General features: G+C 63.9%; 11 protein-coding genes. All 11 read right to left on the bottom strand.

What is annotated here, in order from left to right; all coding sequences use genetic code 11:
* Positions 1 to 59 precede the first annotated feature (59 nt).
* A complete protein-coding gene (locus V7787_RS15945) occupies positions 60 to 833 on the bottom strand; it encodes an SDR family oxidoreductase (protein WP_010953013.1) in 774 nt (257 codons plus the stop codon).
* Positions 830 to 2,041, bottom strand: a complete 1,212-nt coding sequence (locus V7787_RS15950) for an O-succinylhomoserine sulfhydrylase (RefSeq protein WP_010953012.1) — start codon at positions 2,039 to 2,041, stop codon at positions 830 to 832. Before V7787_RS15950 ends, V7787_RS15945 begins: the two co-directional genes overlap by 4 nt.
* 16 nt (positions 2,042 to 2,057) lie before the next feature.
* Positions 2,058 to 3,563, bottom strand: a complete 1,506-nt coding sequence (gene purF / locus V7787_RS15955; protein ID WP_003247207.1) for an amidophosphoribosyltransferase — start codon at positions 3,561 to 3,563, stop codon at positions 2,058 to 2,060.
* Between the two features lie 42 nt (positions 3,564 to 3,605).
* Positions 3,606 to 4,163, bottom strand: a complete 558-nt coding sequence (locus V7787_RS15960; protein WP_010953011.1) for a CvpA family protein — start codon at positions 4,161 to 4,163, stop codon at positions 3,606 to 3,608.
* A 195-nt stretch (positions 4,164 to 4,358) separates the two neighbouring features.
* Complete coding sequence (locus tag V7787_RS15965) at positions 4,359 to 5,003, bottom strand: SPOR domain-containing protein (protein WP_064490909.1); 645 nt, start codon at positions 5,001 to 5,003, stop codon at positions 4,359 to 4,361.
* A complete protein-coding gene (folC, locus tag V7787_RS15970) occupies positions 4,987 to 6,294 on the bottom strand; it encodes a bifunctional tetrahydrofolate synthase/dihydrofolate synthase (protein ID WP_064490910.1) in 1,308 nt (435 codons plus the stop codon). Before folC ends, V7787_RS15965 begins: the two co-directional genes overlap by 17 nt.
* Positions 6,294 to 7,187, bottom strand: coding sequence for an acetyl-CoA carboxylase, carboxyltransferase subunit beta (accD, locus tag V7787_RS15975; RefSeq protein ID WP_004574892.1), 894 nt, complete (start codon positions 7,185 to 7,187; stop codon positions 6,294 to 6,296). Before accD ends, folC begins: the two co-directional genes overlap by 1 nt.
* Before the next feature lie 222 nt (positions 7,188 to 7,409).
* Entirely contained in the window at positions 7,410 to 8,030 is a 621-nt protein-coding gene (locus V7787_RS15980) for a phosphoribosylanthranilate isomerase (protein ID WP_010953008.1), read from the bottom strand.
* 61 nt (positions 8,031 to 8,091) lie between these two features.
* Positions 8,092 to 8,952, bottom strand: coding sequence for a tRNA pseudouridine(38-40) synthase TruA (truA, locus tag V7787_RS15985; RefSeq protein WP_014754042.1), 861 nt, complete (start codon positions 8,950 to 8,952; stop codon positions 8,092 to 8,094).
* Between the two features lie 193 nt (positions 8,953 to 9,145).
* The gene (locus V7787_RS15990) at positions 9,146 to 11,881 is read right to left on the bottom strand and encodes a FimV/HubP family polar landmark protein (protein WP_064490911.1); all 2,736 of its coding nucleotides are present in this window, start codon (positions 11,879 to 11,881) and stop codon (positions 9,146 to 9,148) included.
* A gap of 71 nt (positions 11,882 to 11,952) precedes the next feature.
* Entirely contained in the window at positions 11,953 to 12,957 is a 1,005-nt protein-coding gene (locus V7787_RS15995; protein ID WP_010953006.1) for an aspartate-semialdehyde dehydrogenase, read from the bottom strand.
* Between the last annotated feature and the right edge of the window lie 166 nt (positions 12,958 to 13,123).

Below are 13,123 nucleotides of genomic sequence, written 5' to 3' on the forward strand. Positions count from 1 at the left end.
TTAACCGTTGTAGGAGCGGGTTTACCCGCGAAGAGGCCGGCGCAGTTTAAACAAGGTGCTCAGGTATAAATCATCTTGCGGGTCATGCCGCCATCGACCACAAACTCCTGGCCGGTGACAAATGCCGCCTGGCGTGACAGCAACCAGGCAACCATGGCCGCGACATCTTCCACGGTCCCTACCCTGCCCGTTGGGTGCTGGGCATGGTCAGCTTCGCTCAACGGCTCGGCACGGCGCTGCGACGGATCACGGGCATCGATCCAGCCCGGGCTCACCGCATTGACGCGAATCTCCGGGCCCAGGCTCATGGCCAGGGCATGGGTCAAAGCCACCAGGCCGCCCTTGCTTGCCGCGTAAGCCTCGGTGTCGGGTTCGGACTGCCGAGCACGGGTAGAGGTCAGGTTGACGATCGCCCCATTGTGCGCACGCAGGTACGGCGCACAATGCTTGGCCAGCAGCATGGGGCCGCTGAGGTTGACCCCCAGCACCCGGTTCCATTGTGCCAGGCTCAGGCTTTCCAGCGTCTGGTTGTGCGGGTTGGCAATGGCCGCATTGCACACCAGCGCGTCCAGCCGGCCGAACTGCCCGAGCACTTCGGACACTCCGGCACTGACCTGGGCCTCGTCGGCAACGTCCATGGTGATGAACCAGGCGTTGTCGCCCAACGCCTTGGCCACTTTGGTACCACGCTGGCGGTCCAGATCACTCAGCACCACTTGCCAGCCTTCGCAGATCAGCCATGCGGCAATGCCCAGACCGATGCCGCGGGCGGCGCCCGTGACCAAGGCTACCCGGCCATTGTGGCCCGGGGTGCTGCCGCTGATTTCGATCACAATGCTGCCAGCCCACGCGCCAGGTCAGCCTGCAGGTCGGCCACGTCTTCCAGGCCCACGGCAACGCGGATCAGGCTGTCGCGGATACCCGCCGCTTCACGCTCCTGCGGCGACAGACGACCGTGTGAGGTGGTCGCCGGATGCGCGATGGTGGTTTTGCTGTCACCCAGGTTGGTAGTGATGGAAATCACACGGGTAGCGTCGATGAAACGCCACGCGCCCTCTTTGCCACCCTTGACCTCGAAGCTGACCACTGCACCAAAACCGCTCATCTGGCGCTTGGCCAGTTCGTGCTGCGGGTGGCTGGGCAGGCCGGCGTAATGCACCTTCTCCACGCCGTCCTGCTGCTCCAGCCATTCGGCCAGGGCCTGAGCGCTTTCGCAGTGCGCACGCATACGCAGGCGCAGCGTTTCCAGGCCCTTGGTGAAGATCCAGGCGTTGAACGGGCTGAGGGTTGGACCTGCGGTTCGCAGGAAGCCCACCACTTCTTTCATTTGCTCGGTACGGCCGGCAACCACACCGCCCATGCAGCGGCCTTGGCCATCGATGAACTTGGTGGCCGAGTGGAACACAATGTCGGCACCCAGCTTCAGCGGCTGCTGCAACGCCGGGGTACTGAAACAGTTGTCCACCACCAGCATGGCACCCTGAGCATGGGCGATTTCGCTGAGCGCGGTGATATCGACCAACTCGGCCAGCGGGTTGGAGGGCGATTCGACGATCAGCAGCTTGGTGTTGGCCTTGATGGCCTTTTCCCAACCGGTGAGGTCGACCAGTGGCACGTAGTCCACTTCTACACCAAAGCGCTTGAAGTACTTCTCGAACAGGCTGATGGTTGAGCCGAATACGCTCTGCGACACCAGCACATGGTCACCGGCGCTGCACAGCGACATGACCACGGCCAGGATCGCCGCCATGCCGGTGGACGTACCCACGGCCTGTTCGGCACCTTCCATGGCCGCCAGGCGCTCCTCGAAGGCACGCACCGACGGGTTGGTGTAGCGCGAGTAGACGTTGCCCGGCGTTTCGCCGGCAAAGCGCGCAGCAGCATCGGCTGCCGTGCGGAACACATAGCTGGAGGTCAGGAACAGCGCTTCGCTGTGCTCGCCTTCCGGGGTACGGTTTTGGCCAGCGCGTACCGCCAGGGTGTCGAAACCGACACCCTCGAGGTCACTGTCCAGTCGCCCGGCATCCCATTGATCCGTCATGCCGTCGCTCCCAAAATCAGTTGTTGTAAAGGTCGATGATCGCGCTGACGGCCTGGTTCTTGACCTTGGCCAAGTCGTTACGGGCCTGCTCGATGCGGTCGAGGTAGGCTTCGTCGATATCGCCAGTGACGTACTCGCCGTTGAACACCGCACAATCGAACTGCTCGATCTTGATCTTGCCGCCGCCGACCGAGTCGATCAGGTCTGGCAGGTCCTGATAGACCAGCCAATCGGCGCCAATCAACTCACCCACCTGTTCGGTGGTGCGGTTGTGGGCGATCAGTTCGTGAACACTCGGCATGTCGATGCCGTAGACGTTGGGGTAGCGTACTGCAGGGGCCGCGGAGCAGAAGTAGACATTCTTCGCGCCGGCTTCGCGGGCCATCTGGATGATCTGCTTGCAGGTAGTGCCGCGCACGATCGAGTCGTCCACCAGCATCACATTCTTGCCGCGGAACTCCAGCTCGATGGCGTTGAGCTTCTGACGCACCGACTTCTTGCGCGCGGCCTGGCCGGGCATGATGAAGGTACGGCCGATGTAACGGTTCTTGACGAAACCTTCGCGGAACTTGACGCCCAACCGGTTGGCCAGTTCCAGCGCGGCAGTACGACTGGTATCCGGGATCGGGATGACCACGTCGATATCATGATCGGGGCGCTCGCGCATGATCTTGTCGGCCAGCTTTTCACCCATGCGCAGACGCGCCTTGTACACCGAGACCCCATCGATGATCGAGTCCGGGCGCGCCAGGTAGACGTGCTCGAAGATGCACGGCTGCAACTTTGGCGATTCGGCGCACTGCTTGGTGAACAACTGGCCTTCTTCGGTGATGTACACCGCTTCGCCCGGCGCCAGGTCGCGGATCAGGGTGAAGCCGAGCACGTCCAGGGCGACGCTTTCCGAGGCGATCATGTATTCCACACCTTCGTCGGTGTGACGCTGACCGAACACCACCGGGCGAATGCCATGGGGGTCGCGGAAACCGACGATGCCGTAGCCGGTGATCATCGCCACCACAGCGTAACCGCCAACGCAGCGGCTGTGCACATGGGAGACCGCAGCGAACACGTCTTCTTCGGTCGGCTGCAGCTTGCCGCGCACTGCCAGCTCATGGGCGAACACGTTCAGCAGCACTTCCGAGTCGGAGTTGGTGTTGACGTGGCGCAGGTCGGACTCGTAGATCTCCTTGGCCAACTGCTCGACGTTGGTCAGGTTGCCGTTGTGAGCCAGGGTGATGCCGTAAGGCGAGTTGACGTAGAACGGCTGGGCCTCGGCCGAGGTCGAGCTGCCCGCAGTCGGGTAGCGCACGTGGCCGATGCCGATGTTGCCAACCAGGCGCTGCATGTGGCGCTGCTGGAACACGTCGCGCACCAGGCCATTATCCTTGCGCAGGAACAACCGGCCGTCATGGCTGGTCACGATACCGGCAGCGTCCTGGCCGCGGTGCTGGAGGACCGTAAGCGCGTCATACAGCGCCTGATTGACGTTCGACTTACCGACGATACCGACGATGCCACACATGCGACGCAACCCCTACTTTGATGAAACTTGAGTGAATAGCGCTCAGGGCTTGGACGGCCCGAGCAACTGTTCCTTGAACGGAAGATCAGCCGGAGTGCTGATCAGCCCACTGGGCGTCCATTGGTCGGTGAAACCCAGAATCAGGTTTTTCGACCAGTCGGCGACCAAGAGAAATTGTGGTATCAGGCGTGATTCCTGCCACCAAGTGTCTTGTTGAACCGGCCCCAGGCTGATCAGGCCTATGGCCACCACTACCAGCAAGGCCCCGCGCGCAGCGCCAAAGGCCATGCCCAGGAAACGATCGGTGCCGGACAGCCCGGTCACGCGGATCAGCTCACCGACAAGGAAGTTGACCATGGCCCCCACCAGCAAGGTGGCGACGAAAAGAATGGCGCAGCCAGCGATGATGCGCATCGATGGCGTCTGGATATAGCTCTCAAGATACACCGAGAGCGAACCGCCGAACATCCAGGCAACCGCACCGGCAATGATCCAGATGAGCAAGGACAAGGCCTCCTTGACGAAGCCGCGCTTGAGACTGATCAGTGTGGAGACGGCGATGATCGCGATGATCGCCCAATCAACCAAGGTAAATGCCACGGTGTTGCCTGCAGACGTTTGAGGCGGCGCATTTTACCAGAGCAGAGGGCCGGGAGTAAGCGGAATGTCAGCTGGATTGGTGTTGGGCCTTGGCAGGCAAACCCGCCCCGACAGCTTCTGGGTAAGCCTTGCAGCGGCACAGCACCTGCAGGCGCGGGCTCACCCGCGAATGGGCGGCCTAGCCGCCCCGGGGAATCAGCTGCGCTCAGGCTGGAAGCGCACCACAAAGCCCTTGAGGCTGTTCTGACGGTTGATGGCGTCACGCACGCGCTCGGCCTCGGCGCGCTCGATCAACGGCCCCACGTACACGCGGTTCATGCCACCCGCCGTACGGATATAGGCGTTGTAACCCTGGCTACGCAGGGTTTGCTGCAGCTTTTCGGCTCCAGCGCGGTTGGACAGACTGGCCAGCTGGATCGACCAACTGACGGGCAGGCCATTGGCGTCGATCTTCGATGGCGCGGCAGTCGCGGGTGTTGCAGCGGCTTTGGCCTCCACCTTGGGCGCGGGCGCCTGGGGCTTGGGTGGCTGAACCTGCGCCTGGGTCTGTGGCGACGGGGTGATTGGCTGGCTGGGTGTACTCGCCGGCGCAGTGGCCTCGTCGATCACCACCGGCGCCTGCTGCGCCTCCTGCGCAATAACCTGTGGCTCCGGCACGGCAACCGGCTCCACCTTCACTTCCGGCAGGCTGGGCATGGCCGGTGCCTGCGGGGCTTCAACGTGCACCTGGCGCATCTCGTCCTGGCGGGTAAACAGCATCGGCAGGAAGATAACCGCCAGCGCCACCAGCACCAGCGCACCCACCATGCGCTGTTTCATCCCTTTATCCAGCACAGCCATCTATTCCACCCTCCAGGGCGTGCCGCTCCAGCCATTCCAGCGCCTGGGCGACACAGAAAAACGAACCGAACAGCAGGATCTGATCATCCGCCGTCGCCTGCGCACATTGCCCTTCAAGGGCGGCGTCGACGCTGGCATAAGACTTCACCGTGGCACCGAGGTTCGCCAAGGACGAGGCCAGCTCTGCGGCCGGGCGACTGCGCGGGGTATCCAGCGGCGCCACCGCCCAGTCGTCGATGAGGCCCTGCAGCGGCGCGATAACGCCCTCCAGATCCTTGTCGGCGAGCAGGCCAAATACCGCGAGGCGGCGCCCCTTCAGCGGCCGGGCCGCCAGGCGCCTGGCCAGGTACTGCGCCGCATGCGGGTTGTGCCCGACATCCAGCAGCAACGCTACCGGTTTGCCGTGCCAGTTCAAGTTACGGAGGTCGAGACGCCCAGTGATACGGGTATCCAGCAGCGCCTGGCGAACTTGCGCCGCGTCCCACTGCAGCCCCATCAGCAGGTAAGCCTGCAAGGCCAGCGTGGCGTTTTCCATGGGCAGGTCAAGCAAAGGCAGGTCATGCAGCTCGACCTGCGCACCATCGGCGGCAGTACCACGCCAGCTCCAGCAGCCATCGGCGCTGGCCAGGTCGAATTCCCGACCGCGCAGGAACAGTGGCGCGGCCAGTTCGGCGGCCTTGTCCAGCAACGGCCCGGGCGGATCCAGATCACCGCACAGGGCCGGCTTGCCCGGGCGGAAGATGCCCGCCTTCTCGAAGGCCACCAGCTCGCGGGTATCACCCAGGTAATCAACATGGTCGACACCGATGCTGGTCACCAGGGCGAAGTCGGCATCCACTACGTTGACGGTATCCAGGCGGCCACCCAGGCCCACCTCCAGCACCACCGCATCCAGCTGCGACTGGTAGAACAACCAGAACGCGGCCAACGTCCCCATCTCGAAGTAGGTCAGGGAAATATCGCCCCGCGCCGCCTCGACGGCGGCGAAGGCTTCGCACAGGCGCTCATCGCTGGCCTCTTGGCCATCGATCACCACCCGCTCGTTGTAACGTAGCAGGTGCGGCGAACTGTACACACCGACCTTGAGCCCCTGGGCACGCAGCAACGACGCCACGAAGGCGCAGGTCGAACCCTTGCCGTTGGTGCCGGTTACCGTCACCACGCGCGGCGCCAGCTTGCCCAGCGCCAAGCGGGCAAGCACCTTCTGCGACCGCTCCAGGCCCATGTCGATGGCCGAGGGGTGCAACTGCTCGAGGTAGGCGAGCCATTCGCCCAGGGATCGTTGTTTCATCACGCGACGGCAGCCGCCTCACGCGCTTCTTCCGGCGTTTGCTGACCGGTCATCTGCGCCAGCAGGCGGGCCAGACGCGGGCGCAATTCGCCCCGGGAGATGATCAGGTCGATGGCACCGTGCTCCAGCAGGAACTCGCTGCGCTGGAAGCCTTCAGGCAGCTTCTCGCGTACGGTCTGCTCGATCACGCGTGGGCCGGCGAAACCGATCAGGGCCTTCGGCTCACCGACGATGACGTCGCCGAGCATCGCCAGGCTGGCGGAAACACCGCCATACACCGGGTCGGTCAGGACCGAGATGAACGGGATGCCTTCTTCGCGCAGGCGCGCCAGCACGGCAGAGGTCTTGGCCATCTGCATAAGCGAGATCAGCGCTTCCTGCATGCGCGCACCGCCCGAAGCGGAGAAGCAAACCATTGGGCAGCGGTTTTCCAGGGCATAGTTGGCCGCGCGCACGAAGCGCTCGCCGACGATGGCACCCATGGAGCCGCCCATGAACGAGAACTCGAAGGCACTAACCACGATCGGCATGCCCATCAGGGTGCCGCTCATGGAGATCAGCGCGTCCTTTTCGCCGGTCTGCTTCTGCGCAGCGGTCAGGCGGTCCTTGTACTTCTTGCCATCACGGAACTTCAGGCGGTCGACCGGCTCCAGGTCAGCGCCCAGTTCGGCCCGGCCTTCGGCGTCAAGGAAGATGTCGATGCGCGCACGTGCGCCGATGCGCATGTGGTGGTTGCACTTGGGGCAGACATCCAGGGTCTTTTCCAGCTCCGGACGATACAGCACGGCCTCGCAGGACGGGCACTTGTGCCACAGGCCCTCAGGCACCGAGCTCTTTTTCACCTCGGAACGCATGATCGAAGGGATCAGTTTGTCGACTAACCAGTTGCTCATGCTTTCTTTCTCCAGTATTGGCAGGCGGGGGACGGCGTCACCGGCCCTGCCCTGCCCTTGAGCTCAAAATCTTTTATGAAACGATGGTGGACCGGCCGCCGGGGCTTCCAGCGCGCCACTCCACCGCTAATGTGTTTTTTTGCCGCCACAGGTGCTGGCATGCGGCCCGCAGGGCTGCGAAAGCTATGGACGATGGCGCGCAGCCAGCCGTCACATCTGCCATCAAGCCTGTTTCACCGCACGCATGAAGGCCTCGATCTTCGCCGCATCCTTGATGCCCTTGGCCTGTTCGACGCCACCGCTGACATCCACCGCATAAGGCTTTACCTGGGCAATGGCCTGGCCAACGTTATCGGCCGACAGCCCGCCCGCAAGGATGATCGGCTTGCCAAGACGCGCCGGTACCAATGACCAGTCGAACGCCTCGCCGGTTCCCCCTGGCACGCCCGGCACATAGGTGTCCAGCAAAATGCCGCGGGCACCCGCGTAAAGCCGACAGGCCGCCTCCAGGTCATCGCCAGGGCGCACACGCAGGGCCTTGATCCAGGGGCGGTGGTAGCCTTCACAGTCCTGCGGGGTTTCATCGCCGTGAAACTGTAGCAGGTCCAGCGGGACCACTTCGAGGATCTCGTTCAGCTCGCAGCGCGAGGCATTGACGAACAACCCGACCGTGGTCACGAAGGGTGGCAACTCGGCAATGATCGCCCGCGCCTGGCGCACGTCCACCGCCCGCGGGCTCTTGGCATAGAAGACGAAGCCGATGGCATCGGCCCCCGCTTCGGCAGCGGCCAGTGCGTCTTCGATGCGGGTAATCCCGCAGATCTTGCTGCGAACATTGCTCATGGAACAAGAACCCTGATTGCTGCGGCGAAAGAGCGGATGTTAGCAAATGGCTTTTCGCTCGTCAGTCTGCCAACGCCTCGTAACCACTCAAAAAGTGTGGGCCGATGTAACGCTTGGGCAACGCAAACGCTTCGGGGTACTCCACCTGCACCAGGTAAAGCCCGTATGGGTGGGCCGTTACCCCACCTTCACGGCGGTTGCGCCCTTCCAGCACCTCGCGTGCCCAGGCAACCGGACGCTCGCCGGCGCCGATGGCCATCAGCACACCGGCAATGTTACGCACCATGTGGTGCAGGAAGGCGGTGGCACGCACGTCCAGCACGATCATCTGGCCATGGCGGGTAACACGCAGGTGGTAGATGTGCTTGATCGGTGACTTGGCCTGACACTGGCTGGCACGGAAGGCGCTGAAGTCGTGGGTACCGAGCAGGTACTGCGCCGCCTCGGCCATGCGATCGACGTCCAGCGGACGGTGGTTCCAGGTCACTTCTTCGGCCAGGTGCGCCGGGCGAATCGGGTCGTTGTAGATGACATAGCGGTAACGCCGGGCGCAGGCCTTGAAGCGGGCATGAAAATCGGCCGGCATGGGCCGCGACCAGACCACACTGATGTCGTGCGGCAGGTTGAAGTTGGTACCCATGGTCCAGGCGCGCTCGTCACGCACGGCACGGGTATCGAAGTGCACGACCTGCCCGCAGCCGTGAACGCCGGCGTCGGTACGCCCGGCGCAGACCACCGAAATCGGCTCGTTGGCGACCTTGGACAGCGCTTGCTCCAGGGCTTGCTGGACACTCGGCACGCCGCTGGCCTGACGTTGCCAGCCGCGGTAGCGCGCGCCTTTGTATTCCACGCCCAGGGCGATGCGGGAGTAGCCTTCGGCCGCGGATTCGGCGGTAGCGGTGTCGATGATGTCCAAGAGCATGAAACCTGTGGGGTGTACGGAATGGCGGGGATTATAACGACAACGGCAGCCTCGTAGGGCTGCCGATGGATGCGCACTGTATTTGCGGGACTCTTCGCGGGCACGCCCGCCCCCACAGGTCACTCACAAGGTCGAACATTTGTGGAGATCCTGTGGGCGCGGCCAGCACGGCAAGAGGCCTGCCCTGCTTGCATCAGACCAGCCGGGAGAGCATGTCCTCGGCTTCCTGACGCTGGCTGTCGTCACCATCCTTGACCACTTCATCCAGGATGTCGCGCGCGCCCTGGCTGTCACCCATGTCGATATAGGCACGGGCCAGGTCGAGCTTGGTGGCAACTTCGTCACTGCCGGAGAAGAAGTCGAAGTCCAGGTCGTCCAAAGGCTCGGGCTCTGGTTGCGCCACCGCGTCTTCGCTGGTGAAGTGCGGCTCCAGCGATGGCGTTTCGAGGCTCTGCGACAGCTTGTCCAGCTCGGCGTTGACGTCATTGAGCTCCGAGGCAAAGCTCTTGGCTGCCGGCGAATCATCTTCCAGCGACAGGGACAGGTCGAAGTCCGATGGCAAGTCGAACTCGGAGACCGGATCAAACTCCGGTTCGCTGTCGAAGGCAGCCAGTTCGGCGGTGACATCCAGCGGATCTTGCTCCAGCGCCTCAGGGGCAGCCGGGGCAACCGGCTCGCTGACGTCGAGGTCGAAATCAGACAGGTCCACGGCAGGCTGAGGCTCGGCCTGAGCCAGCATGGCCTCGAAATCGGCGTCGGCGTCGGCTTGCAGCTCGGCATCCACGGCAAAGGGCTGTTCTTCCGGCTGAGCTTCTTCCTGTACGGGCTCATCCAGCACAGGCTCAGCGATTACCAGTTCGTCGGGTACGCCCCCCTGTGCCATCGGCTCGTCCAGTACGGACGCGGCCAGAGGGTCTTGATCGGCCAGGTCTTCACCCAGGCTCAGGTCGAAGGCGCTGTCCAGATCCTGCTCGGCCAGGTCCGTTGCATCGAGCGTTGGCACATCATCGAAGGCGGCCAGCTCAGCGTCAGGCGCTGCCTGCGCGACAACCTCTGGCTCAGCCTGCTCTTGCGGCTCGAACCCGGACAACTCGTCAGGCACCACATCGGCAACCACTGGCGCTTCGGGCTCATCGTGCAGCAGCTCTTGCACGTACTGCTCATCCATTTCGGCAGCCAGCGCCGCCGCACCCAGGCCGGCAGCGGCCAGGCCGAGCATGGCGGGGTAACGCTCTTTCAGGCCGGCGACTTCAGCAACGTTCTGCTCGCTGGCCGGCAACTGACGCTCCTGTTCGGCGAACGCGCTCTGGTCACCCTGACGGGCGTACACGTCCATCAGTTTCAGGCGCAGGTCGTCACGCTCCGGCGCGGCGGCCACGGCGGGCTCCAGCAGCTCGGTGGCACGATTAAGGCGGCCTTCGGCCAGGCATTGGTCGACTTGCGCCAGCAGCGCGGCGTGCGGGTCTGCTTGTGGTTCAGGCTCGGGTGCTGCCTCGGCGACCGGCTCTGCCACTTTTTCCGCAGCGACGGCAGCTGCAGCCGAAGCGGCAACCACAGCCGGCGACAGGGTTACGCCAGGCTCCCGGGCTTCGACGCCGTCGAAGCTCTCGGTATCGCTGTCGAAACCTGCGCCCTGCTCTTCTTCCAGCGCCCGCGCCATGCGCAGGTGCTTCTCGGCTTCTTGCTGGGCCTTGCGTTTGCGCGCCAGCAGCCACAGCAGCAGTGCCAGCACCAGGATGCTGGAACCGGCGATCACCCCCAGAAGCCAGGGGTTGCCCAGGACCGAGTCGAGCGCACCCTTTGGCTGGCTGGCGGGTGCTGGCTGGGTGTCCGGCACAGGCTGGGGTGCGGTATCGGCAGCAGCAGGTGCCGGATTGACCACGGGCTGCTCCGGGGTATCGGCAGCCGCTGCCGACGCGGCTGCGCCCTGGCCTTCCAGGCGTGCCAACTGGTTGTTCTTCAGCTCGATCAGGCGCTGCAGCTTGTCCAGCTGGCTCTGCAGGTCGGCCATGCGGCTTTTCAGTTCTTCGTTGTCGCGACGGCTGGTGTCCAGGCTTTCCTGGGCCATGGCCAGCTCGTCATTCAACGCCTTGGCCTGGCCTGCACCGGCCTGCTTGCCCGGGCTGACCAGGCGCAGGTTGTCGCCCTGGGCGATACGCGACGGTGCAGCCTCGGCGGCGCCACGGCGGGTGGCATCCAGCTGGCGGGCACGCGGCCCCAGGCGACGGCCTTCACGCCAGGCCGCATACTGCTCGGCCACCTCGCGGTTCGCCTCGCCCTGGGCGATGCTCTGGATCTGCTGCTGGTCGGGCAGGCGCAGTACCTGGCCAACCTTCAGCTGGTTGATGTTGTTGCCGATGAAGGCGTCCGGGTTCAAAGCCTGGATCGCGATCATGGTCTGCTGGATCGATCCACCCTGGGTGTTACGCGCGGCAATCTGCCACAAGGTGTCGCGACGCTGGGTGGTGTAGCTGCTGGCACCGGTGATGGCCGGTGTGACATTGCCTGCCGCCGGCTGGTCGCCCTGTGCCTTGGCCTGGTCGAGCAGCACGCTATAGTCACGCAGCAGGCGGCCCTGCGGCCACATCACCTGCACCAGGAACTTGACCACCGGACCTGGCAGCGGCTGACTGGAGGTCACGCGCAGCACACTTTTGCCGTTGGGGTTGATCACCGGTGTGAAGGTCAGGTCTTCGAGGTAGGTCGGAAACGCCACCCCGGCCTTGCTGAACTCTTCCGGTGGCGCCAGGCTCGGCGCCACTTCGGCGGCTTTGAGGTCGCGCACGTCGAGCAATTCGATCTCGGCGTCCAGCGGCTGATTCTGTGCCGACTTCAGGGTCAGCTCCCCCAGGCCCAGCGCATTCGCCATGCCAGACGACAGCGCGGATGCTGCAGCCATGGCCAGAACCAGTTTGCGAATTCGAAGCATGACCTCTTCCCTTGTATGAATCGTCCCGGAACCTGCATGCGGAGCAGGACAAAAGTGCTCGCCAGTATCTTTTACGGCATGTGTTTAATCAACAATTGCGCCACTTGCACGGCATTGAGCGCGGCGCCTTTGCGCACGTTGTCGGTGGTTAGCCAGAGGTTGAGTTGCTGGTCTTCATCAACACCGTGACGTACACGTCCAACATAGACCACGTCTTGGCCCACTGCGTCACCTACCGGGGTCGGATAATCATCGTTTTCCACCCGTTCGATGCTGTCGGCTGCCTCCAGGGCCTGGTTGACCGCTGCCAGGTCTACCGGGCGACGGCTTTGCACGGCCACACTGAAGCTATCGCCGAAAAACACCGGGACTTGAACACAGCTCACGGAAATCTTCAGTTCAGGCAGGCCCAGCAGCACGCGCAGTTCGCTGACCAGGCGGCGCTCCAGCGCGGTATGGCCCTGCTCGTCGGCAGCACCGACCTGGGCCAGCAGGTTGAATGCCACCTGGCGGTCGAAGAAACGCGGCTCCAGCGGGCGGGCATTGAGCAGTTCGGCGGTTTGCCGGGCGAGCTCGCTGACCGCTTCACGGCCTTGCGCAGACACCGCCAATGCGGCCATCACTTGCACCCGCTCGATGTCCAGCAGGCCTTTGAGCGGCGCCAGCGCGACGGCCAGGGCTACTGCGGCCGAGCATGGGCTGACGATACGCGCTGGCAACGACAGGCTGGCCAGGCGTTCGGCGTTGGCTTCCGGCACCAGGGCCAGGGCGTCGTCCAGGCCGCCGGACAGGTCGATGACCGTGCAGCCCGCCTGCAGCGCCTTGCCGGCAAAGCTGCGGCTGACGGCGGCGCCGGTGGCGAAGAAGGCCAGCTTGACCTGGGCGAAGTCGAAGCTGTCGACTTCGCGCACCTTCAGCTTCTTGCCAGCGAACATCACGCTGCTGCCCGCCGATTCCATGCTGGCCAGCAGGTGCAGGGTGGCAACCGGGAATGCCAGTTCCTCGAGGATCTGCACCAAGGCTTCACCGACGCTGCCGGTGGCGCCGACGACGGCGATATCCAAAGGGTGTGTCATGGAAGGGATCCTTTTGCTGTAGACGGCGGGGGCGGCACTTTACTCGGATTGTAGGGTTTTGTCTGTGCCCACCCGGCGCTGCTGTTGCTGTTGCTCGATTGCGTCTTGCTTCTTGGATGTGCGCACTCACACCGAGTAGGTATTCATTCGCGCAGGTGGCGCATCG

This window comes from Pseudomonas sp. CGJS7 (assembly GCF_036961695.1).

Bases quoted from the DNA above. Each gene is read 5' to 3' on its own strand.
- V7787_RS15950 (WP_010953012.1), bottom strand. From the start codon at position 2,041: ATGACGGATCAATGGGATGCCGGGCGACTGGACAGTGACCTCGAGGGT.
- purF (WP_003247207.1), bottom strand. From the start codon at position 3,563: ATGTGTGGCATCGTCGGTATCGTCGGTAAGTCGAACGTCAATCAGGCG.
- V7787_RS15965 (WP_064490909.1), bottom strand. From the start codon at position 5,003: ATGGCTGTGCTGGATAAAGGGATGAAACAGCGCATGGTGGGTGCGCTG.
- folC (WP_064490910.1), bottom strand. From the start codon at position 6,294: ATGAAACAACGATCCCTGGGCGAATGGCTCGCCTACCTCGAGCAGTTG.
- accD (WP_004574892.1), bottom strand. From the start codon at position 7,187: ATGAGCAACTGGTTAGTCGACAAACTGATCCCTTCGATCATGCGTTCC.
- V7787_RS15980 (WP_010953008.1), bottom strand. From the start codon at position 8,030: ATGAGCAATGTTCGCAGCAAGATCTGCGGGATTACCCGCATCGAAGAC.
- truA (WP_014754042.1), bottom strand. From the start codon at position 8,952: ATGCTCTTGGACATCATCGACACCGCTACCGCCGAATCCGCGGCCGAA.
- V7787_RS15990 (WP_064490911.1), bottom strand. From the start codon at position 11,881: ATGCTTCGAATTCGCAAACTGGTTCTGGCCATGGCTGCAGCATCCGCG.
- V7787_RS15995 (WP_010953006.1), bottom strand. From the start codon at position 12,957: ATGACACACCCTTTGGATATCGCCGTCGTCGGCGCCACCGGCAGCGTC.